Raw genomic sequence first — 26313 nt, 5'->3', positions numbered from 1 at the left:
CCGCTGGGCCTGAAGCGCACGGTCGAAACCGGCAAGGTGAAGCAAAGCTTCAGCCATGGCCGCTCGAACACCGTGGTGGTCGAGGTCAAGCGCCGCCGCGTGCTCGGTCGCCCGGGCGAAGGCGAGCCGATGGTCGAGGAGCAGGTGGCTGCCCCGGCGCCGGTGGCGCGTGCGCCCGAACCCGCGCCGCAGCCCGCTGCCCCGCCTGTCCGCAAGCCCGCCGACAGCCTGCTCTCGCGGCAGGAACTCCAGGCCAAGCTGCTGCGCGAGGCCGAAGAATCGCGGATGAACGCGAATGAGGAATCACGTCGCCGTGAGGAGCGCGAGCGCCAGGAAGCGATTGAGGAAGAACGCCGCCGCACCGAAGAAGCGCGCAAGGCCGAGCAGGCGCCCGAGGTTCCCGCCGCGCCTGCTGCCGAGCCGGTGGTCGCACCGACCCCCGAGCCGGTGCAGGCCGCGCCTGAACCCGCCGCCGATCCGCTGGTCCTTGCGCCCGACGCCAATCTGCCCGCGCCGCGCCGCTTCACGCCGGTCGCGCGCCCCGAACGGCCGCAACCAGCGCGTGCCGCTGAACCGGCGGCACCCGCTGCTGCACCGACCGCTGGTGCTGCGCCCACCGCAAGTGCCGCGCCATCGGGCAACAACAACGCCAATCTGGGGCCGAACAAGCGTCCGGCGTCGGCCGAGCCGCCCGCGCGGCCCAATCGCGACCGCAAGACCGTCGATGATCGCCGTCAGTCGGGCAAGCTCACCGTCAACCGCGCGCTCAACGACGGCGATGGCGCCCGCGCCCGCTCGCTCGCCGCGCTCAAGCGCGCTCGCGAAAAGGAAAAGCGCCACTTCGGCCCGCGCGAAGCCCAGCCCAAGCAGGTTCGCGATGTCGTGGTGCCTGAGGCGATCACGGTGCAGGAACTCGCCAACCGCATGGCCGAAAAGGGTGCCGATCTGGTCAAGGCGTTGTTCAAGATGGGCATGCCCGTCACGATCAACGCGACGATCGATCAGGATACCGCCGAGCTGCTCGTCACCGAATTTGGCCACAACCTGACGCGCGTGACCGATGCCGATGCCGAACTCGCACTCCAGACCGCCGACGATGCCGATGACGCGCTCCAGCCGCGTCCGCCGGTCGTCACGATCATGGGTCATGTCGATCACGGCAAGACCAGCCTGCTCGACGCGCTGCGCGGCACTGACGTCGTCAAGGGCGAAGCCGGTGGCATCACCCAGCATATCGGCGCCTATCAGGTGACGCTGAAGGACAAGTCGCAGATCACTTTCCTCGACACGCCGGGCCACGAGGCGTTCACGGAGATGCGGGCGCGCGGGGCGAACGTCACCGACATCGTCATCCTGGTGGTGGCGGCCGATGATGGCCTGAAGCCGCAGACGGTGGAAGCGATCAACCACACCAAGGCGGCCGGCGTGCCGATGATCGTCGCGATCAACAAGGTCGACAAGCCCGAAGCCAATCCGCAGAAAGTGCGCGAGGCGCTGCTCCAGTATGACGTGATCGTCGAGGAACTGTCGGGCGACGTGCAGGATGTCGAAGTCTCGGCGCTGAAGAAGACCGGGCTCGACGAGCTGATCGAGAAGATCCAGATCCAGGCCGAGCTGATGGAGCTGAAGGCCAACCCCGACCGGATGGCCGAAGGCAGCGTGATCGAGGCCAAGCTCGACAAGGGCCGTGGCCCGGTCGCGACGATCCTGATCAATCGCGGGACGCTGAAGGTCGGCGATGTGTTCGTCGTCGGCGCCGAAAGCGGCAAGGTCCGCGCGCTGATCGACGACAAGGGGCGCCAGATCAAGGAAGCGGGTCCGGCGATGCCGGTCGAAGTGCTCGGCCTGTCGGGCGTGCCGATGGCAGGCGATCCGCTGCAGGTGGTCGAGAACGAAGCCAAGGCGCGCGAAGTCGCCGAATATCGCCACAGCGTGCTGCTGGCGAAGCGAACGACTTCGGCCCCGGCCAGCCTCGAGAGCATGTTCTCGGCGCTCAAGGAAAAGCAGGCGATCGAATATCCGCTGGTGGTGAAGGCCGATACGCAAGGATCGGTCGAGGCGATCGTGGCCTCCATCAACAAGATTTCGACGGCGGACATCCGGGCGCGCGTCCTGCATTCGGGCGTCGGCGGCATCACCGAAAGCGATGTGACACTGGCGGGTGCGAGCGGCGCGCCGATCATCGGATTCAACGTCCGCGCCAATGCCAAGGCACGCGAGATTGCCGAACGCCAGAAGGTCGCACTCAAATATTATGACGTGATCTACGACCTGATCGACGAAATCCGCGCCGGGATGGCGGGCGAGCTTGGCCCCGAAGCATTCGAAACGGTCGTGGGCCGCGCCGAAATCCGCGAGGTCTTCCCGGCCGGCAAGCATGGCCGCGCGGCGGGTCTGCTGGTGGTCGAAGGCTTCATCCGGAAGGCTTTGAAGGCACGCATCACGCGCAACGACGTCATCATCTACAATGGCGAAATCGCGTCGCTGCGCCGCTTCAAGGACGATGTGGCGGAAGTGCGCGCGGGTCTGGAATGCGGTGTGACGTTCCTGAGCCATACCGACATCAAGCCGGGCGATTTCCTCGAAACCTTCGAAGTCGAACTGCGCGAACGGACGCTGTAAGTTCGCGCCTATCGCCAGTGTTCCGAATTTACGGCAAGCAAAGTTCGGGCTAACCGAACTTTGCTTGCCGCGACGGGGCGATTCATGCTATAAAATTTGAATGCGGATCGAAATTTCGAGGAATGCAGCCCAAGCGTTGCGGAAGTCGAATAAGCGAACACTGATTGCCCAGAAAATCGATGCGTTGGCTGAGGACCCCCTCTCGCAACGGGCGAACGTTATCAGGTTGAAGGGGAAGACAGCATTTCGACTTCGGGTCCAGGATTGGCGTGTCGTCTTTCGGATCGAGGAAGACACGCTGTTTGTCGACGCGATTGAGCCCCGCAGGTCCGCATATGAGGAGAGGTCATGACCGCCCAAATCGTTGAAATCGGTGGCAAGAAGATCGCCATGTTGCCTGCCGAGGACTATGAGCGTTTGATCGCTATTGCCGAAGAGCAGGACGACATTGCCGCCGCAGATGCGGCAGATAAGCGACGCGCCGAAGGCGAAGAATATATACCTTTCTCGCTCATCGACTCGATCATCAAAGGCGAAAATGCTCTCCGCGCGTGGCGCAATCATCGCGGCATGACGCTGGAGACGCTTGCGGAGCAAACTGGTAGCCGCAAATCCGCTCTGTCGGATCTCGAAAACGGTAAGGCGCAGGGAAAACCAGCCCTCTGGCGGAAGCTCGCCGACGCTTTGAACGTTTCCGTGGACGAAATCCTGCCCGAATGAAACCTACTGAAACCCCCCAAGACCGCTCCGTCCGCCTGCTCCGCGTCGGCGAGCAGGTGCGGCACGCGTTGTCGGACATTCTCGCGCGCGGCGATGTGCATGACGAGACGCTAGCCAAGCACCTCGTCACCGTCACCGAAGTGCGGATGTCGCCCGATCTGCGCCACGCAACCGCGTTCGTGAAGCCGCTGCTCGGCAAGGACGAAGCGGTGGTGCTCAAGGCGCTGCGCACCAACACCGCGTACCTCCAGAGCGAAGTCGCGCGGCGGGTGAACACCAAATATGCCGCCAAGCTGAAATTCCTTGCCGACGAAAGTTTCGACGAAGGCAGCAACATCGACAAGCTGCTGCGCGATCCGAAGGTGGCGCGGGATTTGGCGGCGGGTGAAGATTGACAACCGCGAAAGTAAGGCGCATCTTACTTTGATGGCAACGGTTATCAAGGCGTCCTCGAAGGGGCAGGTGGTCCTTCCCAAGCGGACCCGCGACCGGCTGGGGATCGAAAGCGGCAGTTTGCTCGAAGTGATCGAGACCGCGACGGGTGTCGAACTGCGTCCGGTCAAGCAGTCCGGTCTGACGGCAGATGCCGCCATGACGCGGCTTCGTGAGATTATTCGCTACACCGGGCCGCGGCTCGACGAGGCGGATTGGCAGCAAGGCATCGAACTTGCGATAAAGGAAAAGTGGGGCAAGCGCTCGGAATGAGGTCTGTCGACACCAATATCGTGCTTCGCTACATTTTGAATGACGACCCTGCTCAGGCCGAAATAGCGCTGCAAATCCTGTCTCAGCCATGCTTCGTCGGTTTGGGTGTCCTGATGGAAGCGGCGTGGGTCATGCGGTCAATCTATGGGTTGCCCCGTCCGAGCATTGCGGGGGCGCTCGAAACATTCGTTGCTATCGAAACCGTGCGAGTGGCCGACGAAACGGGCGTGCGGTGGGCAATCGACCGTTTCCGCGATCACGGCGCCGACTTTGCCGATATGTTGCATATCGTCGCTTCCAAAGGTGCGTCCAGCTTTGCGTCGTTCGAGAAGCATTTGGCAAAACAAGCCGGACCCGCGACCCCCGTCCCGATCGAACGCCCGTCCTGATGGCCAAGCTCTATTTCTACTACGCCAGCATGAACGCCGGCAAATCGACGAACCTGCTCCAGGCTGATTTCAACTATCGCGAGCGCGGGATGCGGACGATGTTGTTCACCGCCGCGATCGACACGCGCGCGGCAATGGGGGCGATTGCGTCGCGGATCGGACTGGAGAAGCAGGCGATCGCTTTCGATGCCGGGACCGATCTCGCCGCGATCGTCACTGCTGAACATGCCACCGCACCGATCGCCTGCGTGCTGGTCGACGAGGCGCAGTTCCTGAGCGAGGCGCAGGTGGGGCAGTTGGCGCGGTTGGCCGATGTCGATGGCATTCCGGTGCTCGCCTACGGCCTGCGCACTGATTTTCGCGGGAAGCTATTCCCCGGCAGCGCGGCGCTGCTGGCGATTGCCGACAATCTCGTCGAGCTGAAATCGGTGTGCGAATGCGGGCGCAAGGCAACGATGAACCTGCGCGTTGATCGCGCGGGGCGCGCGGTTGCGGAGGGCGCGCAGACCGAGATCGGCGGGGACGACCGCTATGTCGCGCTGTGCCGGAAACATTTCGTGGAACGGCTCGCCGCCGCCAAAGGCTGATCCGCGTGCACGGCTGGATCATACTCGACAAGCCGCTCGGGCTTGGTTCGACGCAAGGGGTGAGCGCAGTCAAGCGCGCGTTGCGGCAGGGCGGCTATGCCCCGGGAAACAAGCTGCCCAAGGTCGGGCATGGCGGGACGCTCGATCCGCTCGCGACGGGGGTGCTGCCGATTGCGTTGGGGGAGGCGACCAAGCTCGCCGGACGCATGCTCGACAGCGACAAGGTGTATGATTTTACGATCGGTTTTGGGGTGCAGACCGATACGCTCGACCTTGAGGGCAAGGTGGTTGCCGAGAGCGATGTGCGGCCGACGCTTGCTGCCGTTGAAGCAGTGTTGCCGCGTTTCACCGGGCCGATCGAGCAGGTACCGCCGGCATATTCGGCGCTGAAGGTCGATGGCGCGCGGGCGTATGACCTTGCGCGGGCGGGGGAGGATGTCGTGCTGGCGAGCAGGGCAGTTACCATTCACGCGCTTCAGGTTGTCGAGCCCCTCCCCTTCAGGGGAGGGGTTGGGGTGGGGCCTTTCCGCCTGACCCTCGGTCTCGGTGAGACTGATACGCCCCACCCCAACCCCTCCCCTGAAGGGGAGGGGCTAGCAGAGGTCACCCTCACTGCGCACGTCTCCAAGGGCACTTACATCCGCTCCCTCGCGCGCGACATCGCGCTGGCGCTTGGCACCGTCGGGCATGTTACGATGCTTCGCCGCACCAAGGCCGGGCCGTTCACGCTCGATCACGCGATATCGCTGGACAAATTGGCCGAAGTCGCTAATGGGCGCGGACTTGAACACATTCTCCTGCCGTTGAGGGCAGGGCTGGACGACATCCCGGCTCTCTCCCTCTCCCCCGATCAGGCAGGGGCGCTCCAGCAGGGGCGCAAGCTGATCGGGATTGCCGTTCACGATGGCCTATACTTCGCGGTCCTGCACGATGTGCCGGTCGCGCTCGTTGAGGTTTCGGATCATCAGGTCCGGGTTGTGCGCGGGTTTAATCTTTAGTCCGATGTCGAAGGAAAGAAATACATGACGATCTCGCAAGAGCGCAAGGACGCGCTCGTCAAGGAACATGGCCGCGCCGAAGGCGATACCGGCAGCCCCGAAGTCCAGGTCGCGATCCTCACCGAGCGCATTCGCAACCTGACCGAGCATTTCAAGGGCCACAAAAAGGACAATCATTCGCGCCGTGGGCTGCTGATGATGGTCAACAAGCGCCGTTCGCTGCTCGATTATCTGCGTCACCGCGACGGGCAGCGCTACACCGATCTCATCGCGAAGCTGGGTCTTCGCAAGTAATTCAAGGGGGCGGCCTGCGGGTCGCCCTTTTCGCATTCCCGCAAGAGGCGGGATAACCGGACGGCAAGCAATTCGGCTGACCGTCCCCCGGGGCCACGATAGGTCCCAAACCGCGCGGGCCGGCTTAGCCCGCACATAGGCCCCACGCGCATCGGGCGCGTGGCGTTGAAGGAAATCAGATGTTCGATACCAAGAAAGTTTCAATCGAGTGGGGGGGCAAGACCCTTACCCTCGAAACGGGCAAGGTTGCCCGCCAGGCCGACGGCGCGGTGATCGCGACGCTCGGCGAGACGGTTGTGCTTTGCGCCGTCACCGCCGCCAAATCAGTGAAGGAAGGGCAGGATTTCTTCCCGCTCACCGTTCACTATCAGGAAAAATATTCGGCCGCCGGGCGCATTCCGGGCGGCTTTTTCAAGCGCGAACGTGGCGCGACCGAGCGCGAGACGCTGATCAGCCGCCTGACCGATCGTCCGCTGCGCCCGCTGTTCCCCGAAGGTTTCTACAACGAAATCAACGTCATCGCTCAGGTGCTGAGCTATGACGGCGAGAATGAGCCCGATATCCTGGCGATGGTCGCGGCTTCGGCTGCGCTGACGCTGTCGGGCGTGCCCTTCATGGGCCCGATCGGCGCCGCGCGCGTCGGTTATGACGGCACCGACTATATCCTGAACCCGACCGACGCGCAGGTTGCCGACGGTCTGCTCGATCTCGTCGTTGCCGCCACGCATGACGCGGTGATGATGGTCGAATCCGAAGCCAAGGAGCTGTCGGAAGACGTCATGCTCGGCGCCGTGATGTTCGCCCACCGTGCGTCGCAGCAAGTGATCAACGCGATCATCGATCTGGCCGAACAGGCCGCCAAGGATCCGTGGGAGCTGAAGATCGCCGATGACACCGCGGCGGTGAAGGCCGAGCTCAAAAAGCTGATCGGCGAGGATATCGCCGCTGCTTACAAGACCACGCTCAAGTCCGACCGTGCCGACCTGCTCAACGCCGCCCGCGCCAAGGCGAAGGCAGCCATGGCCGACCGCACGCCGCAGGAGCAGATGGCCGCGCAGAAGCTCGTCAAGAAGATCGAGGCCGACATTGTTCGCGGCGCGATCCTGAAGGACGGCACGCGCATCGACGGTCGCACCACCACGCAGATCCGCCCAATCGAAGCCGAGGTGCATTTCCTGCCCCGCGCGCACGGTTCGGCGCTGTTCACGCGCGGCGAGACGCAGACCATCGCCACCACGACGCTGGGCACCAAGGATGCCGAGCAGATGATCGATGGGCTGAACGGCCTCAGCTACCAGCATTTCATGCTGCACTATAACTTCCCGCCCTATTCGGTCGGTGAAGTCGGCCGCTTCGGCGCGCCGAGCCGTCGCGACATCGGCCATGGCAAGCTCGCCTGGCGCGCGCTGCACGCGGTGCTGCCGACGAAGGAAGAGTTCCCGTACACGATCCGCGTCACGTCGGACATCACCGAGTCGAACGGCTCGTCGTCGATGGCGAGCGTGTGCGGCGGCAGCCTCGCGCTGATGGACGCCGGTGTGCCGATCAAGCGCCCGGTCTCAGGCATCGCGATGGGTCTGATCCTCGAAGGCAAGGACTTTGCCGTCCTCTCCGACATCCTGGGTGACGAAGATCACTTGGGCGACATGGACTTCAAGGTTGCAGGCACGTCCGAAGGCATCACCACGATGCAGATGGACATCAAGATCGCTGGCATCACCGAAGAGATCATGCGTGTCGCCCTCGCCCAGGCGAAGGAAGGCCGCGACCACATCCTCGGCGAAATGGCCAAGGCGCTGTCGAGCACCCGCACCGAATTGTCGGCGCATGCCCCGCGCATCGAAACGATCACGATCGACAAGTCGAAGATCCGTGACGTCATCGGCACCGGCGGCAAGGTGATCCGCGAGATCGTCGCGACGACGGGCGCCAAGGTCGACATCGACGACGAGGGCGTGATCAAGGTGTCGTCGTCCGACCATGCGCAGATCGAGGCGGCAATCGCCTGGATCAAGGGCATTGTCGAGGAAGCCGAAGTCGGCAAGGTCTACAACGGCAAGGTCGTCAACCTCGTTGATTTCGGCGCGTTCGTGAATTTCATGGGCGGGAAGGACGGTCTCGTCCACGTCAGCGAAATCCGCAACGAGCGCACCGAAAAGGTCAGCGACGTCCTGAGCGAAGGCCAGGAAGTCAAGGTCAAGGTGCTCGAGATCGATCCGCGCGGCAAGGTCCGCCTGTCGATGCGCGTCGTCGATCAGGAAACCGGCGCCGAGCTGGAAGACACGCGTCCGCCGCGTGAAGGCGGCGAGCGCAGCGACCGTGGTCCGCGCGGCGATGGGCGTGGCCCGCGTCGTGATGGCGATGGTGGCCGTGGTCCCGGCGGCGGTGGCCGTGGTGGCGATCGGGGTCCGCGTCGCGATGGCGGCGGTGATCGCGGTCCGCGCGGCGAAGGCCGTGGCCCGCGCCCCGAGCGTTCGGGCGGCGGCGATGACGGCCCTGCGCCTGAATTCGCGCCTGCGTTCCTGACGGGCGACCGCGACTAAGGCTTACGGTTAGAGACGAACGGAAAAGGGCTCGGGGAAACACGGGCCCTTTTTTTGTTCGGGCGGCGACCGTGCTACTGGTCCGGCAACGCCGAAAATCCGGCGCTCGCAGGGGGAGGCGTCGATGATTCGGCCAGCGATCTTGTCGATGTTGTTGGCGCCCGCGACGATCGCCAGCCCGCTCGCGGAAGCGGCGGCGGCGGCGCCCCCTTCGGGTCGCGCTGCAAAGGTGGATGCGGCTGTTCGCACGGCGATAGCGAAGACCGGTGCCAAGGGCCTCGCCATTGCCGTCATCGAGCGCGGCAAGCCGGTGTTCGTGCGCAGCTACGGTGCGCGCAATGCGGCGCGCGCGCCGCTCGACACGACGACGATCATGTACGGCGCGTCGCTGACCAAGATGGTGTTCGCCTACACCGTGATGCAGCTGGTCGACGAGGGGAAGATCGACCTCGACAAGCCGATTGCCGCGATGCTGCCCAAGCCGCTGCCCGAATACGGCAATCTCGACGATTATGGCAATTGGGGCGATCTGGCGGGCGATGAGCGCTGGCGGACCATCACGCCGCGCATGGTGCTGACCCACAGCACCGGCTTTGCCAATTTCTCGTTCCTCGAACCCGATGGCAAGTTGCGCATCCATTTCGCGCCGGGCAGCCGCTATGCCTATTCGGGCGAAGGCATGATGCTGCTCCAGTTCGGCATCGAAGCGGGGCTGGAGCTCGATCTGGGCAAGGAAATGCAGCGCCGCGTGTTTGACCGGTTCGGCATGACCAAAACTAGCCTGATGTGGCGCACCGACTTCGCCCGCAACCTTGCCGATGGCTGGAAGGCGGACGGCACGGTCGAGCCGCACGACGAGCGCAGCAAAGTGCGCGCGGCGGGATCGATGGACACGACGATCGCTGACATCGCGCGGTTCGCGGGCGGCTTTGCGCGCGGCGAAGGGGTGAGCGCGAAGGCGCGCGCCACGATGATTGGGCCGCAGCTCGCGATCACCACGGCGACGCAATTCCCCAGCCTCGCTGACGAATTGCCGCCCGCCGCGCGCGACAAGAAGCTGTCAGCGGGCCTCGGCGTGATCAGCTTTACCGGGCCGCAGGGCAGGGGCTTTTTGAAGGGCGGGCATAATGATTCGACGGCGAACACCTTTGTCTGCGTCGAGGCGGGTCGGCGCTGCGTGGTGATCCTGTCGAACGACGTGCGGGCGGAAACGGCATTCCCTGCGCTGGTCCGCGCCGTGCTTGGCAATACCGGCGTGCCCTATCGCTGGGAATATGGACCGGGGGCAGAGTAGCGAGCTGACCGACGGGGGGATCCGCTGGAAAGGCCCCGCTCACATCCCCTTGCGCAACGCCTCATTGATCCGCGTCTGCCAGCCCGGGCCATCGGCGCGGAAGCGGGCGAGAATGTCCTTGTCGAGGCGCAGCGACACCTGTTCCTTGTCCGAGCCGCGGGGACGTCCGCCCAAACGACGGCGGCGCTCGGCGAGCGCTTGGGCGACAGCTTCTGCCGACACCTCGAAGTCCTCGGGGTCGTTGGGATCGGCCTCAAGCGCTGTGATAGAGCCGTTCTTCGCCATCATTACTCCTCCTGACCGAAATGAAGCGGACAACATCGCCGCGACAGACATGCACGGCGGTGTAAAGTTTGCCGCTGATCATCCCGACAACCTTGAAGCGATCCTCGCCGTCGATGGGACGGATCGACGGCAGCAACAGATGCGCTTCGTCCAGAAAGATGAGCGCACCAAGGGCGAGCGAGACCCCGTGCTTCGCCACGTTGATCTCATCCTTGGCCGGATCAAACTGCCAGCCCATCGGCAGTTTATGTAGATGCAAAAACCTATAAAGTCAAGCGGCAACCGAGGCGTGATCGCTCAGACGAAGCCCAAATTCCACGTCGACGGATTATAGTTGCCGATATTGGGCAGCACCGTGCTCATATTGCTCGCGCTCACGCCGAACCAGCTTGCCAGCGTCGAAGCATATTGATCGACCGAGATTGTCGGCAGCAGGCGCCCCTGACCGACGTCGTCGGGGGTGTTGTTGCCGATCGCCGGCGGTGTCCCATAGAAGCGCCGACCGTTCACGGCGCCGCCCGCGACAAAGTGCATGCCGCCCCAGCCGTGATCCGATCCGTCGTCGTTCGACTGCAGGGTCCGCCCGAAGTCGGAGCCGGTGAAGGTCGTCACCCGGTCGGCAACACCCAGCGCGACGGTGGTGTCGTAGAAGGCGCGGATCGCATTGGCGACATTGCCGAGCAGCCCCGGATGCTGCGCGAGCAAATTGTCGTGGAGATCAAAGCCGCCCTGCGACACGAAAAACACCTGCCGCTTGGCGCCGAGTTCCTGGCTCACCGAAATCAGCCGCGCGACGATCTGGAGCTGGCTCGCGAGATTATTGCCGGTGGGAAACAGCGGGAAGTTCGCGACCGGCGCGCTCGCGAGCGCGGCGTTGACCTGCGCATAGGTATCGAGCGCGCGCTTGCTGACGGTCGCATGCTCATTGGCAAACATATTGGCGTTGGTGCCGGTCATCAGCGTGCGCAGCGTGCTGGCGGCAGCGGTTGAGCCGAACAGCGTCGAGCCGTTGTTGAGCAGCGCAATCGGTCCGGTCGTGCCCACTGAATAGGGAATCGCGGTGCGCCCGCTCAGGAACACCGCATTGCCGGTCGCGTTGATGCAGGTGAGTGTCGCGGTGCCGTTGCCGCTTTGCAGCAGATCGCCCATGCGCCCGCCCCAGCCCGAGGTCGCGCCTTCGGGATTGCTCGCCTGCCAATAGCTTTGCTGGTCGTTGTGGCTGAATAGCTTGGGCGGCAGGCGCACCGAATTGGCGGTGTATTGCGCTTTGGTCGTCGGCTGGACGAGCGTGCCGACGTTGAGCACGACCGCCATCCTGCCGGCATCGAAGATCGGTACCAGCGGCGCCATCGTCGGCGACAGCGCATATTGCCGCCCCCCGGCGAGCGCGGTGCTCGGGTTGAGCAGCGTCGCGGCGAGCGTATCGCGGCCGTGCGCGAGATTCTGCCGCGCGGCGGCGTAAAGATTATAGCTCGCCTGGTCATAGGGCGGCAGCGTGTTGGCATAGTCATTGCCGCCGAACAGGAACACGCACACCAGCGCCTTGTAATCGCTGGCGGTCGCCGCTGCCGCTTCGCCGATCGCGGCGAGATTGGTGACGAAGGGGGCGGCGCCCCCCGCGATGCCGAGCGCGGCGCTGCGCTTCAGGAACGCCCGACGCGATTGATCCGATGTGAACATGGCTCGTCCTTCTCGTCAGCGCTGGGTGATATATTCGGGCGATGCCATCGCCAGCAGGATCGCGGTATAGACGCGGTTGGTCTGCCCCGCCGTCGTCGTCGCCGCGATGCTGTCGACCGCCGCCCGGATTGCCGCGACATTTGCTGCGCCAATCTGCCCGGCGGCGAGCAGCAGATTGACCTCGTCAACCAGCGCGGCGCTGTCGCCCGCCAACGCGATCAGCGCGGCATAATTGCCGCGCACGTCGTTGCCGGTACCCGCGCCGTTCTGGATCACGGTCTGCATGTAATTGATATAGGCGACGACCGAGAGTTCGTTGGTGATCTGAAACTCGGGCCCAACCAGCGATGCATTGGAGATCGCGGTGTTGGGCGGGGTGTAGCCGGGTCGGAAGAAGTTGAAGACCGAGGCCGAGCGCCCAAGCGACTGGGCGAGCCGCGTGGTCGAACTGGTCGTGTCGCCGATCGGCCACAGCCCGCCGGTCGAGGTCGCGCCAAAGGCGCGGGCCCAATTGGCGAAGCGGATGACGGGCTCGCGCAGCTTGCCGCCCGTGGTGCTGCTGGTGCCGGTGTCGGCGCGCGCTTCGCTGTCGAGCAGGATCGCGCGCACCACCGCGCGCAGATCGCCGCGCGTACCCGATCCATTGTCGGCGAACACGGCGGCGACGCGGCCGACATAGGCGGGCGTGGGGTTGCTCGTCACCAGCCGCTGGATTAGCTGTTTCGACACGAACGGCGGGACATTGGGGTGGGCAAAGATCGCGTCGAGCGCGAGGCGTACCGCCGCGACGCCTTCGGTCCCGGCGGGAACAGTCGCGCCGAGGAAAGTCGAAGCGCCGGTCTCGTGCGTTCCGGCATTGACGATCAGCGAGCGGCGATAACGGTCGGGGGTCGTATTGTCGTTTGAATCGAGCGTCAGCCCGGTAAAGACGCGGGCAAGCTGCGACACATCGGCAGGGGTATAGGTTTCGATCGGCTGCCCGCCTGACAATTGTAGCGTGCCGTCCATGTTGAGCCGGTTGAGCCCGATGGTGAACAACTGCATCAATTCACGTGAGTAATTCTCGTCTGGGACCGATCCGGTCGCCGCATTGGCGCGGCGGTTGTTCAGGAAAGTCAGGAACGATGCCATCGCCGCGTTGAAGGTGATCCGCTCCATCAACGTGCGGAAATTGCCAAGCGCATTGTCGAGCAGCACATCGAGCCAGGCGGCGGCGGCGAATTGCCGCCATTGCAGGTTGATCCCGTCGATGCCGATCACCATGATTTCGGACAGCGCCATGCCGACCCGCTGGCGCAATTGGCCGGGTTCGGTGATGATCTGCCGCCAGACCGTATTGTCGAAGCCGGTGGTGTTGTTGATGTTCGCCGCGACATTATAGCCGTTGCTGACCAGCCAGTCCCAATGCGCGGTGCGCGGGCGCGCGACCTGATCGGTGATCCACCCGTCGAAGCCGAGTGACTGGACTTGCGCGATATCGGCCTTGGTCGCGCCAAAGGTCGCTTGCTGGAGGAAGCGGCTTGCCTGGGCGGCACCGATCGGTGCCGGGGTCGGCGTAGGGGTGGGCGTCGGCGAGGGGGCCGGGGCTACCGAAATCGGCGACGATCCGCCACCGCCGCTGCTGCATGCCGCGAGCGCGGTGGTGGCGGCGAGCGCGAGTGGCGCCGCGCTTTGGGCGAGTCGCGATCGCGCCGGATCAAGCGGCGTCGGATCGTCGGCAATTTCGATCGGTACTTCAAGCGCGTCGACGAGTTCGGCCATGGATACCCCTTCCACTCGAGCGCCACCCCTATGTTGGGAGGTCGCAATCTCATTAGGAACCAAAAAATGAACGTTTCGACCAGCAAATATTGGTAACAAAGTGTAAGCCGTTCACGGCGTGAGACGAACCCCCAGCCACAGCGTGCGCGGCGTGCCGAGATCGATCGACCCGGCGGCATTGCGCGTGACGATCCGGGTGTCGGTCAAATTTTCGGCGCGCAGGCTGATCGTGACGTGGCGCGTGATTGGCAGCCGCGCGGTGGCGTCGAGTGAGGTCGCGGGCGGCAGTCGGTCGGTTTGGAGGTCATCTTCAAATTGCGCGCCGACGTGGCGCAGCGTGGCCGACAGCGCAGGGCCGTGGCGCGGCGCCCAGGCGAGCGTGGCGCTCGCGCTGTGCTGGGGGGCTTGGGCGGGGCGCAGGCGGTCAAGCGGACCGGGCTGGGAGACGCGACTGTCGCTATAGGCATAGCTGGCGCTGAGCGACCACGGGCCGCGCCGTGCGCTGGCGGTGACTTCGACGCCTCGCGCGATGATCGCGCGCAGATTCTGACGCTGGCGCAGATTGGGGGCAAGCGTGACATTGCCGATCGCGCCCTCCAGCCGGTTGTGGAAGGCAGTGACGCCAACCGCGATGCCGCGCGCGGGGCTGAGGTCGATCCCGATTTCGCCGCCCCGCAATCGCTCAGGCGCGAGATTTTCATTGGCTTGCGTGGTGACCGGAAAAACGACGAAGGGTCGGTAGAGTTCGTTGAGCGTCGGCACGCGAAAGCCGGTATAGCCTGCCGCGCGCAGTGCGACGCTGGGGGCGGCGCGCCACAAAAGTCCGGCGCGACCCGTGATCTCGGTGCCGCTGCGATCGGCGTAGCGGCGGTCGGCGCCCACTGCCCCCGACGCGGCCAGCTCGCGAAAGAAGCCGCTCGCGATCGTCCAGCGGTCGACCCGCACGCCGCCGGTGAGCACGACGGGACCGAGCGTCCAATCGTCCTCGGCATAAGCGCCCGCCGTCGTGATCTGCCCGCCCGCGCTGCGACGCGCGGTGACGAGGCCTGTTACCCCGCTATAAGCATCTTCGAACAGCCTGCCGTCGGCGACGCGCACGTCAGCGCCCAGCCGCAGCACATGGTCGCCGCCGACCGGCGGGCGCAGCTCGATCTTGCCGCCATAGCCCGTCGCGGGCGTATGGCGCTGGTCGAGCGTCAGGCGGAAGCTGGTCGCGCTCACGACCTTGTTGCCGAAATCGCGCGCCTGCAGATAAGCCAGCGCTTCGACCTGCCAGCGCCCGCGATGGATCAGCCGCACGCTCGCGTCCTGCCCCTCGGCGAAGCTGTCGGCGCCGGTGAAGCGCAGCGTGCGGTCGTCGCGGTAGAAGTTCAGCCGCGCCTGGACTTCGCTGTCCTTGCCGACGGGCAGCACGGCGCGCAGCCCCGCCGACCAGTCGGCAAAACGCGCGCGGGAGCTGGCAGGGACGCGCTGCTCGAGCGGGGTGGTGAAGAAGCCGTCGCTGCGTTCCCAGCGCCCGCCCAGCGCGACATAGCCGCTGCCCAGCCGGGGCGCGGCGCTGCCCTCGATCCGCACAGAGTTGAAGCTGCCATAGTCGGCGCTTGCGGCCAGCGACGCCAAGTCGCTGCGTCCGGCGCTTTCAAGCTCGATCGTGCCCGCCACCGCGCCCGCTCCGAACGCGCCCGCGCCGCCGCCGCGCGTGACGCGGATCGCGCCAAGCTGGCTCGGCACCAGCGCGTTGAACGGGATATGGCCGAAGAACGGATCGGCAATCGGCACGCCGTCGAGCAGCACCAGCGCGCGGCTGCTGGCATTGCCGCCGAGCGCGCGCAAGGTCACCCCTTGCGCCGACGGATTGGCCGATCGGCTGTCGCTGCGGCGGAATTGCTGGAAACCCGCGACGTCGAGCAGCACATCCTCGACCCGGCCCGACGCGTCCGAGGTCAGCCGGTCGCGATCAATTACCACCGATCCATAGGCGGGCGTGCCGGGTGGCGCTTTCAGCGGGGTGCCAAGCACCACGACTTCGGGGACTTCCTGCGCGAACGCCGGGGCAGGGAGCAACAACAGGAGGCAAGCGGCACGCATCGTCCGCGCTATCGACGTTCCGGGCGCCGCCCGCAACGGTTGCGCTCGCGCGGGGCCGCGCGGCGTGTTATCATTGGGCATCACTCAGCAAGGAGTCTCGCATGCCGCAAAGTCCCTGGTCGCACAGCCGCGCCACTGGTGTCGCCGACGATATCGATTTTGAGATCAAGGGTCAGGAACTGCAATTCGTCGAGATCGAACTCGATCCCGGCGAAAGCGCGGTTGCCGAGGCGGGCGCCTTTGTGTGGAAGGATGCCAGCATCGAAATGACGACGGTCTTCGGCGATGGATCGAGCGGCCAGTCAAGCGGTGGCGGGTTTATGGGGGCGCTGGTCGGCGCGGGCAAGCGGTTGCTGACGGGCGAAAGCCTGTTCACGACGGTGTTCACGCATCAGGGCAGCGGCAAGGCGCGCGTGGCCTTTGCCGCCCCCACGCCGGGCGCCATCCTGCCGCTCAAGCTGTCGGACTATGGCGGCACGCTGATCTGCCAGAAGGACGCCTTCCTCGCCGCCGCCAAGGGCGTGTCGATCGGCATCGCGTTCCAGCGCCGGGTGATGACCGGGCTGTTCGGCGGCGAAGGCTTTATCATGCAAAAGCTCGACGGCGACGGCTGGGTGTTCGTCCAGATGGGCGGCACCGTGACTGAGCGTACGCTCGGGCCGGGCGAAGTGCTGCACGTCGATACCGGTTGCTTGGCCGCCTATACCCCCAGCATCGACTTCGACCTCGAAATGGTGCGCGGCGTGAAGAGCGTGCTGTTCGGCGGCGAAGGGCTGTTCTTCGCGCGGCTGCGCGGGCCGGGCAAGGTATGGATCCAGTCGCTGCCCTTCTCGCGACTCGCGGGTCGGGTGATTGCGGTGGCGGGGCCGATGGGTGGCCAGAATCGTGGTGAGGGATCGGTGCTCGGCGGGCTTGGCCATTTCATCGGCGGCAACGAATGATGCTGAGGGGCGCGCCAACCAGCGCGCCCCGTGACGCCGCTCAGCTATCCCCGTCGCTGTGGCTTTCGCTGACGGTGCCCGCGCTCGCCTTGCCCGATGCCTGCCACCAATAGGGCGCGCGCTTGCGCGTGCCCGTTTCGACCTCGTCCATCGTCGCGGCATCATAGAGCCGCCCGCCGAGCATCACCTGAGCAATCTTGTCCGAATTGCGGATGTCGATTGTCGGATCGGCGTCGAGCACCACCAGATCGGCGAGCTTGCCAACTTCGAGCGAGCCCACGTCCTTGGCATAGCCGAGCGAGGTCGCGGGCATGATCGTCCCCGCCGCCAGCGCTTCGATATTGCTCCAGCCGCCGCGCGCGAAGCTCCACATCTCCCAGTGCGAACCGAGCCCCGATTGCTGGCCGTGCGCGCCGATCGACACCTGAATGCCCTTGTCGGCAAGCTTCTTGGCCTCGCGCGCGCTCAGGCCGTCGACATAATCCTCCTCGGGCGCGAGCACGCGGCGGACATTCTGCGCGGCGAGCAGGCCCGGCGGGACGTGCTTGGTGAGCAGCGGGTGCTTCCACACATCGGTGTGCGCGCGCCAGTAAGGATCGCCCGCCGGGCCGCCATAAGTGACGACGAGCGTGGGCGTGTAGTTGGTCTTGGTCTGGCTCCACAGGCTGACCAGATCGGCGTAGAAGACCGCTAGCGGCACATTATGCTCGACGGTCGAATTGCCGTCCTGGATCAGGCTCAAGTCCATATTGTAGAGCGAGCCGCCCTCGGGCACGACTTCCATGCCCTCGGCTTGCGCGGCCTTGACGACCATTTGGCGCTGTTCGCGGCGCGGCTGATTGTAATTCTTGATCGAATGCCCGCCCTGCGCCTTCAGCCGCCGGACATGCGCGAGCGCATCTTCGTAACTGTTGATCTCGGCGTACACGTCGGGCTGCTTGGCGCCATAGACGATCTCGCCGGTTGAAAAGGTGCGCGGGGCGAGCAGCTTGCCCGCCTGCTGCATCTCGCCAGCGACGAAAATCTGCGCAGGTCGCGCCGACGGATCATGGATTGTCGTCGTCCCGAACGCGAGATTGGCGATCGCCGACCAGTTTTGCTGCGGGATCAGATCGTCTTCGGCTTGCGGCCCATGCGCGTGCGCATCGACGAGACCGGGGATGATCGTCTTGCCGGTGACGTCGATCGTCTTTGCGCCCGCCGGGATCGTCACCGACCCGCGCTTGCCGATGGCGACGATGCGGTCGCCGGTGATGACGATGACGCCGTCATCGATGATGCCGCCCGCCCTGTCAGCCATCGTGACGATCCGCGCGCCGGTGAGCGCGACGGTGCCGGTTGGTTTGGCGGCGGTGACGTCCATCGACAGCGAAACGCCGGTCTTGGGCGGATCGAACTTCGCGGCCTCGCCGCTCGCGGGGGCAGTGGCGAACAGCGCATTGGTCTGCGCGGTATAGACGATCGGCCCCAGGCTCCAGTGCACCTGCGCGCCGCCGTTCGACCAATGGATGAAGTCCGCGCCTTCGCCGCTGACGCGCGTGACCGGCAGCGGGCCGCCCTTGGCATCGGTCGACACGTCCTGCGTGCCGGGCAGCAGCGGCATGACGAAGGCTTCATAATTCTGCCGGAACGCGAAATACTGGCCGTCGGGCGCGACCCGGTAATCATTGACCAGATCGCCCGTCGCATGAACCCGCTTGGCTTGGCCATTCAGGTCGGTCGAGAAGAGCTGGCGTTTGCCCTTGTCGCTGCCGATGATGAAGACGCGGTCGTTCGACGCGCCGAACTGCGGATCGGCACCGTCGTTGACGATGCGCGTCGCAGTGCCGCCGGTTGCGGCGATGCGATAGACGCCGGGGTTCTCGCTCCATTGGTCCGAGGTCAGCCCGCCGCCCTGGCCGCTTTCGAACACGATCGTCTTGCCGTCGGGCGAGAATTTGGGACGGGCGTAATGGCCGGGGTGCGCGGTCACGTCGCGCGCGGCACCGCCGGTTGCCGCCACGGTGCGGATCGCGGCGAGTTTGGCGTCGGTCCAGCCGACAAAGACGATCGACTTGCCGTCGCGCGACCAGCTTGGCCACAATTCGAAACCCTCGCTGGCATCATTCGTCAGCCGCTTGGCCGCCCCGCCCGCCATTGGCTTGACCCAGAGCTTGCCGAGCGTTTCGAACACCACCGACTTGCCGTCGGGTGAGACTTCGGCCCAACGCGGCATCTTGGTCGCAAAGCTCGCGGGTGCGACCTCGACGGTGGGATGCGTCGCGTCGATCACCACGCGCGTGTCCGCGACGTGGAAGGGGATTTCCGCCGCGCCCGCGCCGTCCGCGCCAACGCGGCGGATCTTGCCGCCAGCCCAGAACACGATCGACTTGCTGTCGGGCGTCCACGCCATGTTCGGATAGACGCCGGTCACCGCCCAGGTTTCCTGCACGTCCTGATCGAGCGCGTCATAGATTTTGCGCTCCTCGCCCGAGACGAGGTCCTTGACGTAGAGCTTCGACTTGGTCCGCTCGCGCCGCACGAACGCGATCAGCTTGCCGTCGGGCGAGGGGGCGGGGCGCACCGATCCGCCGACGCCTGACACTGCGGTCGATGTCTCGCCCGTTTCCAGATCATAGCGGTCGATATGGAACAGGTCGGTGTTCGAATTCTGAGCGTATTCGAAGATCGGACCCGGCGTGACGTTGCGGGTGAAATAAAGGCCCTTGCCGTCGGGCGCGAAGATTGGCTCGCCCAGTTCCTTTTGCAGCACTTCGCTGGCGCGCTTGACGAGCGGCACGCCGCCGCCGCCCGAGACGTGGTAGAGCCACACCTCACCAGTGCCGAGCGAGCGCTGCGTCGTGAAATGCTTCTTGGCGATGATGAAGCGCCCCTCGGGGCTCCAGCTCGGCTGGTTGAGCAGGCGGAAATCTTCCTTCGACAATTGCCGTTTGTCGGTGCCGTCGAGGTCCATGATCCAGATATTGTCGCCGCCGCCGCGATCCGACGTGAAAGCGATCCGCTTGCCATCGGGCGAGAAACGTGGCTGCTGTTCATAGGCCAGCCCCTCGGCGATCCGCCTGGGTGTGCCGCCGGTGATCGGCATTGTATAAACGTCGCCGAGCAGATCGAAGGCGATGGTCTTGCCGTCGGGCGACACATCGACGTTCATCCAGCTGCCTTCGGTCACGTCGATCGGTACTTGCCGCGTCGTCATGCCGGGCGGGGCATTGACGTCCCATTTGGGCGGCTTGGGCTTGTCAGGGGTCGCGGGCGCGGTCTGGGCAAAAGAAGAAGTTGACGCCAGCAAAGCTGTGCCTAGCGCGATCACCCGCAGTTTCATGAAACATCCCCGTTTTCGTGTTGTTGCCGCATGGTCTAACGGCAAAATCGCGCGCGCCAAGGGGGCGTGTCAGCCCCGAAAGCGCGCGGGCGCGGGGATGGACACACTCGGCGTTGACCGATATCGCCGACGATTAAATTCCTTCAGTTGGAGAACGCAGTTGACGTCGCTTTTGGTGCGGGGCGGGGGCGCTTTGAACGGCCATATCAAGCCGTCTGCCAACAAAAATGCGGTATTGCCGATCCTGTGCGCGAGCTTGCTGACCGAAGCGCCGGTGACGTTGCGCAATGTCCCCGACATCACCGATGTCCGCCGTCTGGTCGAAATCTTCCGCGATCTCGGCTCCAACGTCGACTGGGACACCGAAACGCAGGTGATGCGGCTCGAACATCGCAACCTCCATGCGGGCGTCACCGCGCGCTCGCCTGAGGCGATGCGCGCGGCCGTGCTGCTGGTGCCGGGGTTCCTCTACCGGCTTGGCACGGCGGCGCTGCAGGGCGCGACCAAGGGTTGCACGCTCGGCGCGCGCGAGCTTGATCCGCATATCGAAGTGTTCCGCGCCTTCGGCACGTTGGTCGATGACCATGACCCCGCCGTGATCGCGCTGGCCGCGCCCAAGCGCTTTCCGGCGGCCGATATGTGGCTCGAATATGCGTCGGTGACGACCAGCGAAAATTTCGTCCTCTGCGCGGTCGTCGCCAATGGCGTCTCGCACATCACCAATGCCGCGTGCGAGCCGCATGTGCAGGAGCTGTGCAACTTCCTGACCCAGATGGGCGCCAAGATCACTGGCGCAGGCACGTCGAGCCTGACGATCGAAGGCGTTCATGAACTGAGCGGGATCGATTATACTTTCTGGGAAGATTTCCACGAAATCGCGACTTTCCTCGCGCTCGGCGCCGTGTCCGGCGGGGCAATTTCGGTGCGCAACCAGCATCCCGAATTCTTTCCGCTGATTGATCGCACCTTCGCCAAATTCGGCGTCGAGATCGAGCATGCGAACGGCTTGTCGAGCATCGCGGGTGGCCAGAATCTGAAAGTCCGCAAGCCCTTCACCGACACGCTGATCATGAAGGTGGAGGCCGCGCCCTGGCCCTATGTTCCCGCCGATCTGCTGCCGATCTTCATCGCGCTCGGCGTGCGCGCCGAGGGGCAGACGATGTTCTGGAACAAGGTGTATGAAGGCGCGCTCGGCTGGCACACCGAACTCGCGCTGTTCGGTGCGCATACGCTAATGTGCGATCCCCACCGGCTGATTACCTTTGGCGGCAAGGAGTTGCGGCCCGGCACAGTCACGTCGCCCTATATCATCCGCGTCGCCATCGCGCTGCTGATGATCGCGACGAGCATCGAGGGTGAGTCGGTGATCCTCGACGCCGATCCGATCCGCCGTGCGCATCCGGACTTCGTCGGTAATCTCGTCAGCCTCGGCGCGCAGGTGCAGTGGGAAGCCTGAGCATGCGAAGCGCCGATGTGGTGATCGTCGGCGCGGGGCATGGCGGCGCGCAGGCGGCGATTGCGCTGCGTCAGGGCGGGTTTGCGGGATCAATGCTCGTCATCGGCGACGAGCCCGAGCTGCCCTATGAGCGCCCGCCGCTGTCGAAAGACTATCTGGCGGGTGAGAAGAGCTTTGACCGGCTGCTGATCCGCAAGCCCGACTTCTGGGCCGAGCGGTCGGTGGAGTTTCTGCTGAGCACGCGTGTCGAGGCGGTCGATCCGGCGGCGCACCTGTTGACCTGCGCGAGCGGTGCCGAGGTCGGATATGGCCAGCTTATCTGGGCTACCGGCGGCGCACCGCGTCGGCTGTCGTGTGAGGGTGCTGGCGCGCACGGCGTCCACCATATCCGCACCCGCGCCGACATCGACGGACTGCTGGCCGAGCTGGCGGGCGTCGCGACGGTCGCGATTGTGGGTGGTGGCTATATCGGGCTTGAGGCGGCGGCGGTGCTGACCAAGCTCGGCAAGCGCGTCGTGCTGTTTGAAGCCGCCGACCGCGTGCTCGCGCGCGTCGCGGGTCCCGAACTATCGGCCTTCTTCGAGGATGAGCATCGCGCGCATGGCGTCGAGCTCCACCTATTGGCATCGGTGGCGGCAATTGAAACTGAGGACGGTCGGGCCACAGGGGTTCGGCTCGCCGATGGGATCGTGATCGATGCGGGGCTGGTGATCGTCGGCATCGGCATCATCCCCGCCGTCGCGCCACTGCTGGCGGCTGGCGCCGACGGTGGCAATGGCGTGCGGGTCGACGATCACTGTCGCACCAGCCTGCCTGATATCCTCGCGATCGGCGACTGCGCGCTGCACGCGAACCGCTTTGCTGGAGGCGCGGCGATCCGGCTCGAATCGGTGCAAAATGCCAATGATCAAGCGACGGTCGCCGCGCGAACGATCCTTGGCGTGCCGACGGGTTACGACGCGGTGCCGTGGTTCTGGTCGAACCAATATGATCTGAAGCTCCAGACCGTCGGTCTGTCGATCGGCTATGATGCGACGGTGCTGCGCGGCGATCCGACAGCGCGCAGCTTTTCGGTGATTTACTTGAAGCACGGCGCGGTGATTGCGCTCGATTGCGTCAATGCGGTCAAGGATTATGTCGCGGGCCGCGCGCTGGTGGCGGGGGCGGTGCGCGCCGATCGCGCGGTGCTGGCGGACCCGACGATCCCGCTCAAGACGCTGGCGTCCTAAGTTTCCGCGTTGGTGTAGGGCGGCGCCGGAATCGTCGTCAGCGCATTGGTCAGCGCATTCCCCCAGCGCTGCGACAGATCGGCGAAATAGGGGTCGTCGACTTCGACTCGCTGAACCGTGGTGGTCATTCCGGCACCGGCGGGTGCCAGCGCCAGATCGATCGGCAGTCCGACCGCCAGATTCGACCGGATCGTCGAATCGAACGAAATGAGCGCAACCTTGACGGCCTCGCTGAGCGGCAGGTCGTAGTGCAAGGCGCGATCGAGGATCGGTTTGCCATATTTGTTTTCGCCGATTTGCAGGAACGGCGTGTCGGGCTGGCATTCGATGACATTGCCCGCCGCATAGACAAGGAACAACCGCGTCGGCTCGCCGCGCACCGACCCGCCGACCAGGAAGGTGGTGTTGAAGTTGATGTCGCCCTGCTGAAGGCTGACCAATGCATCGCGCGACGCGCGGATCGCGCGGCCGGCCGCCAGCGCGGCGGCGAAGATGTCGGGCACCGACTCGATCGTCTCGAGAACATTGGTTTCGGGATTGAGAATGCCGTGCGTCAGTCGTTGGAGCGCGGCCTGTGTGGTCGACAGGCTGCCCGCTGAGGCAATCGCGATCAGCCGTTCGCCGTCGTTCCCGTACAGCCGCAGCTTGCGATAGGTCGATATGTTGTCGACGCCCGCGTTGGTGCGCGTATCGGCCAACATCGCGAGTCCCTCGCGCACCAAGATGCCGACACAATAAGTCATTCGCCCGCCTGTTCCCCAGTTCTCAGCTCTGCGACTGGCGCTGCGCGGCTTCGGCGTCGACCGTGACGCTCAGTTGTTCCCCGCCGCCGCCGCGCCGCGCGCCGCGAATGGGCGCCGCGTCAAGGTAATCGAGTCCGACCGCGACGCGCAAATAGGAATTGGTCGCGCAAATGCCGTTGGTCGGATCAAAGGCGATCCAGCCGATGTCGGGCACCAGCGCTTCGGCCCAGGCATGCGCGGCTTCCTGCTGCACCGTGCGCGCAAGATGCCCCGACACATAGCGGGCGGGCACCCCCAAATGGCGCGCGGCGGCGATGAAGATATGCGCGAAATCCTGGCAGACGCCGTGCCCCGAAGCGAGCGCGCTGGCGGCGGTGGTTTTCGCGTCGGTCGCGCCGACTTCGAAGCGCATATCGGCATAGAGCGCGTCGCACAGCCCGTGCAGCGCGGCGAGCTTGGTCGCATTGGCGAACCGCCCTGCCAGCGCAGCAATCACGGGATCGGGGGCGGTTAGCGGCGTTGATCGCAGGAAAATCGACGGGGGCAACGGCTCGGGCGCGTGCACCAGACCGGCGGTGTCGGTCATCTCGGCCTCGCCGGTCACGCCGATCGTCACTTCGGACACGGGTCGGTCGGCGTAAAACATCGTCACGCGGTTGCCGAACGCATCGATGCTATCGCGAAAACAGCCGTCGACATCGGCATCGATCCGCCAGGTGCGGATATGCTGCCCCTCGTGATCGTTCGGCGTCAGCCGCAGCGCCTGGATCACGTCGGTGGCGGCCCCGTCATAGCGATAGCGGGTGCGGTGGTTGATCGTCAGGTGCATCAGAAGAGATATTGCTCGCTGATCAGAATCCCCAGCCGGTTGTTGTCGGCAAGGAAATCCTGAATCGCTTCGTGCAGGCCGTTGGCGAAGATCGTGTCGATCCGCGCGTTGCCGAGCTTGGCAGAGAGCGCGGTCGCCTGGCGGTGGGCGGGGCCGCGCCGCCCGCTGGCCGCACCGAGCAGGTCGAGATAGCGCACCATATCGCCCGCGCATGCCGCCAGCGAGCGCGGCATCCGCCGGTTGAGAATCAGCAGATCGGCGACCAGCCACGGCTTGACGCTGTCGCGATAGACATGGCGATAGGCGGTCAGCGCCGACACGGTGCGCAGGATCGTCGTCCACTGGAAATAATCGAGACTGCCGCCGACCGGCTCGTCACGCGGGAGCAGCAGATGGTATTTCACGTCGAGCAGCCGCGCGGTGTTGTCGGCCCGCTCGATCGTCGCGCCCATGCGGATGAACCAATAGGCATCGTCGCGCAGCATTGTGCGATGCGTCGCGCCGTCGAACGACAGCGCCGCCGACTGGACCGATTCGAGCAGCCGGTTGAGCGTCGGGCGGCTGTCGAGTTGGACGCCGAAGCGCTGCATGTCGAGCCACGCCGCGTTGATCGCTTCCCACCCTTCCGCCGTCAGCGCGGTGCGGACGGCGCGGGCGTTGGTGCGTGCGCGCTCGATACAGCTGCGCATCGAAGAGGGATTGCCCGGGTCGAGCGACAGGAATTGCACCGCCGCGCGCTCGCTGAGCGTCGGGTGGATCGCTTCGAACGATTTGCGCGCCCCGGCGGCGGCCAGCGCCCCGGTCCACGCCGCGACATCACCGCCATAGCTGGAGGGCAGCGCCGCGAGCCGGATCGTCGCGTCGATCAACCGCGACACGAAATCGGCGCGCTCGATATAGCGGCCCGTCCAGAAGAGGGCAGAGGCGGTGCGGGAGAGCATCTAGCGGTGCTCCCCGTGAAAGTCAGTTTCCAACCTCGCCCGCTCGGGCTGAGCTTGTCGAAGCCCCGTCCTTTCTTGCAACCGTTCAAAAGAAGAACGGCACTTCGACAAGCTCAGTGCGAATGGGGAGAGGGCGCGCCCCTCAAGGTAGCAGGTAGCCCTAATCATCGAGCACCCACGTATCCTTGGTCCCGCCGCCCTGGCTCGAATTGACCACCAGCGACCCTTCCTTCAGCGCGACACGCGTCAGCCCGCCGGGGACGATCTTCGAGCCATGCGCGCCGGTCAGCACGAACGGGCGCAGGTCGACATGGCGCGGGACGATCCCGCTATGGCCAAGCGTCGGGCAGGTCGACAGCGCGAGCGTTGGCTGAGCGATGAATTTTTCAGGGTTCGCGATCAACTTGGCGCGAAACGCCTCGATCTCGCCCGATGACGCATGCGGGCCGACCAGCATGCCATAGCCACCCGATCCATCGACCTCCTTCACCACCAGCTCGTCGAGATGGCCAATGACATAGGAGAGCGAATCGGGCTCGCGGCAGCGCCATGTCGGCACATTCTCCAGCAGCGCGTCCTGGCCGGTGTAGAAGCGCACGATCTCGGGCATGTAGCTGTAGATTGCCTTGTCGTCGGCGATGCCGGTGCCGATTGCATTGGCGATCGTCAGATTGCCAGCGGCATGCGCAGCGACAATGCCGGGCACGCCGAGCATCGAATCGGCGCGAAACGCGAGCGGGTCGAGATAGTCATCGTCGACGCGGCGATAGATGACGTCTATCCGCTTCGGCCCTTCGGTGGTGCGCATGTAGAGGATGTTGTCGCGCACCGTCAGGTCGCTGCCCTCGACCAGTTCGACCCCGAGCTTGTCGGCGAGGAAGCTGTG

General features: G+C 65.1%; 24 protein-coding genes. 14 read left to right on the top strand and 10 right to left on the bottom strand.

Annotated features, from left to right (window positions below):
- The 11 genes from infB to K2W81_RS13845 form a co-directional block, all read left to right on the top strand.
- Positions 1 to 2622: translation initiation factor IF-2 (gene infB / locus K2W81_RS13895; RefSeq protein WP_294105368.1), on the top strand; the 2622-nt coding region annotated here is incomplete at its 5' end.
- 100 nt (positions 2623 to 2722) lie between these two features.
- Entirely contained in the window at positions 2723 to 2974 is a 252-nt protein-coding gene (locus tag K2W81_RS13890) for a type II toxin-antitoxin system RelE/ParE family toxin (RefSeq protein ID WP_294105366.1), read from the top strand.
- The gene (locus K2W81_RS13885; RefSeq protein ID WP_294105363.1) at positions 2971 to 3342 is read left to right on the top strand and encodes a helix-turn-helix transcriptional regulator; all 372 of its coding nucleotides are present in this window, start codon (positions 2971 to 2973) and stop codon (positions 3340 to 3342) included. The genes K2W81_RS13890 and K2W81_RS13885 overlap by 4 nt, the downstream gene beginning before the upstream one ends.
- The gene (rbfA, locus tag K2W81_RS13880) at positions 3339 to 3737 is read left to right on the top strand and encodes a 30S ribosome-binding factor RbfA (protein WP_294105360.1); all 399 of its coding nucleotides are present in this window, start codon (positions 3339 to 3341) and stop codon (positions 3735 to 3737) included. The genes K2W81_RS13885 and rbfA overlap by 4 nt, the downstream gene beginning before the upstream one ends.
- A 31-nt stretch (positions 3738 to 3768) precedes the next feature.
- Positions 3769 to 4047: an AbrB/MazE/SpoVT family DNA-binding domain-containing protein gene (locus tag K2W81_RS13875; RefSeq protein ID WP_294105357.1), complete on the top strand. Its 279-nt coding sequence runs from the start codon at positions 3769 to 3771 to the stop codon at positions 4045 to 4047.
- On the top strand, positions 4044 to 4436 hold the full coding sequence (locus K2W81_RS13870; RefSeq protein ID WP_294105355.1) for a type II toxin-antitoxin system VapC family toxin: 393 nt from the start codon (positions 4044 to 4046) through the stop codon (positions 4434 to 4436). Before K2W81_RS13875 ends, K2W81_RS13870 begins: the two co-directional genes overlap by 4 nt.
- Complete coding sequence (locus tag K2W81_RS13865; protein WP_294105352.1) at positions 4436 to 5023, top strand: thymidine kinase; 588 nt, start codon at positions 4436 to 4438, stop codon at positions 5021 to 5023. Before K2W81_RS13870 ends, K2W81_RS13865 begins: the two co-directional genes overlap by 1 nt.
- Positions 5024 to 5028: 5 nt before the next feature.
- Positions 5029 to 6021 (top strand): tRNA pseudouridine(55) synthase TruB, encoded by a 993-nt coding sequence (truB, locus tag K2W81_RS13860; RefSeq protein ID WP_294105350.1) that lies wholly within the window; start codon positions 5029 to 5031, stop codon positions 6019 to 6021.
- 24 nt (positions 6022 to 6045) lie between these two features.
- A complete protein-coding gene (gene rpsO, locus K2W81_RS13855; protein ID WP_294105347.1) occupies positions 6046 to 6315 on the top strand; it encodes a 30S ribosomal protein S15 in 270 nt (89 codons plus the stop codon).
- 179 nt (positions 6316 to 6494) lie between these two features.
- Complete coding sequence (gene pnp / locus K2W81_RS13850; RefSeq protein WP_294105345.1) at positions 6495 to 8858, top strand: polyribonucleotide nucleotidyltransferase; 2364 nt, start codon at positions 6495 to 6497, stop codon at positions 8856 to 8858.
- Positions 8859 to 8982: 124 nt separating this feature from the next.
- Positions 8983 to 10152 carry a serine hydrolase gene (locus tag K2W81_RS13845; RefSeq protein WP_294105343.1) on the top strand — a complete coding sequence of 390 codons (1170 nt, stop codon included), beginning with the start codon at positions 8983 to 8985 and terminating at the stop codon, positions 10150 to 10152.
- Positions 10153 to 10191: 39 nt separating this feature from the next.
- Here the strand turns inward: K2W81_RS13845 and K2W81_RS13840 are convergent, their stop codons facing one another.
- The 5 genes from K2W81_RS13840 to K2W81_RS13820 form a co-directional block, all read right to left on the bottom strand.
- Positions 10192 to 10437, bottom strand: coding sequence for a BrnA antitoxin family protein (locus tag K2W81_RS13840; protein WP_294105335.1), 246 nt, complete (start codon positions 10435 to 10437; stop codon positions 10192 to 10194).
- Positions 10406 to 10675: a BrnT family toxin gene (locus K2W81_RS13835; protein WP_294105333.1), complete on the bottom strand. Its 270-nt coding sequence runs from the start codon at positions 10673 to 10675 to the stop codon at positions 10406 to 10408. The genes K2W81_RS13840 and K2W81_RS13835 overlap by 32 nt, the downstream gene beginning before the upstream one ends.
- A 59-nt stretch (positions 10676 to 10734) precedes the next feature.
- A complete protein-coding gene (locus tag K2W81_RS13830; RefSeq protein WP_294105332.1) occupies positions 10735 to 12117 on the bottom strand; it encodes a DUF1501 domain-containing protein in 1383 nt (460 codons plus the stop codon).
- 15 nt (positions 12118 to 12132) lie between these two features.
- Entirely contained in the window at positions 12133 to 13878 is a 1746-nt protein-coding gene (locus K2W81_RS13825) for a DUF1800 family protein (protein ID WP_294105330.1), read from the bottom strand.
- A 111-nt stretch (positions 13879 to 13989) separates the two neighbouring features.
- Positions 13990 to 15966 carry a TonB-dependent receptor gene (locus tag K2W81_RS13820; RefSeq protein ID WP_294105328.1) on the bottom strand — a complete coding sequence of 659 codons (1977 nt, stop codon included), beginning with the start codon at positions 15964 to 15966 and terminating at the stop codon, positions 13990 to 13992.
- A 101-nt stretch (positions 15967 to 16067) separates the two neighbouring features.
- On the opposite strand from K2W81_RS13820, the gene K2W81_RS13815 reads away from it, so the two are divergent.
- Positions 16068 to 16907, top strand: a complete 840-nt coding sequence (locus K2W81_RS13815) for a TIGR00266 family protein (protein ID WP_294105326.1) — start codon at positions 16068 to 16070, stop codon at positions 16905 to 16907.
- Between the two features lie 40 nt (positions 16908 to 16947).
- Here the strand turns inward: K2W81_RS13815 and K2W81_RS13810 are convergent, their stop codons facing one another.
- Positions 16948 to 20103, bottom strand: coding sequence for an amidohydrolase family protein (locus tag K2W81_RS13810; RefSeq protein WP_294105371.1), 3156 nt, complete (start codon positions 20101 to 20103; stop codon positions 16948 to 16950).
- On the opposite strand from K2W81_RS13810, the gene K2W81_RS13805 reads away from it, so the two are divergent.
- Positions 20024 to 21685 (top strand): UDP-N-acetylglucosamine 1-carboxyvinyltransferase, encoded by a 1662-nt coding sequence (locus tag K2W81_RS13805; protein WP_366932263.1) that lies wholly within the window; start codon positions 20024 to 20026, stop codon positions 21683 to 21685. The two genes, K2W81_RS13810 and K2W81_RS13805, sit on opposite strands and share 80 nt — an antisense overlap.
- Positions 21686 to 21687: 2 nt before the next feature.
- Positions 21688 to 22914 (top strand): FAD-dependent oxidoreductase, encoded by a 1227-nt coding sequence (locus K2W81_RS13800; RefSeq protein ID WP_294105319.1) that lies wholly within the window; start codon positions 21688 to 21690, stop codon positions 22912 to 22914.
- Here K2W81_RS13800 and K2W81_RS13795 read toward each other — a convergent pair.
- From K2W81_RS13795 to K2W81_RS13780, 4 genes are all read right to left on the bottom strand, one after another.
- Positions 22911 to 23657, bottom strand: coding sequence for a peptidase (locus K2W81_RS13795; protein WP_294105316.1), 747 nt, complete (start codon positions 23655 to 23657; stop codon positions 22911 to 22913). The two genes, K2W81_RS13800 and K2W81_RS13795, sit on opposite strands and share 4 nt — an antisense overlap.
- A 22-nt stretch (positions 23658 to 23679) precedes the next feature.
- On the bottom strand, positions 23680 to 24486 hold the full coding sequence (locus K2W81_RS13790; protein ID WP_294105314.1) for a transglutaminase family protein: 807 nt from the start codon (positions 24484 to 24486) through the stop codon (positions 23680 to 23682).
- Positions 24486 to 25427, bottom strand: a complete 942-nt coding sequence (locus tag K2W81_RS13785; RefSeq protein ID WP_294105311.1) for an alpha-E domain-containing protein — start codon at positions 25425 to 25427, stop codon at positions 24486 to 24488. The genes K2W81_RS13790 and K2W81_RS13785 overlap by 1 nt, the downstream gene beginning before the upstream one ends.
- A 160-nt stretch (positions 25428 to 25587) precedes the next feature.
- On the bottom strand, positions 25588 to 26313 hold a 726-nt coding region (locus K2W81_RS13780), incomplete at its 5' end, for a circularly permuted type 2 ATP-grasp protein (RefSeq protein WP_294105308.1).

Source organism: Sphingomonas sp., assembly GCF_019749955.1.
GTDB lineage: Bacteria > Pseudomonadota > Alphaproteobacteria > Sphingomonadales > Sphingomonadaceae > Sphingomonas.
Note: the sequence above shows the minus strand (reverse complement) of the source record. Positions and strands in the feature narration are given on the sequence as shown.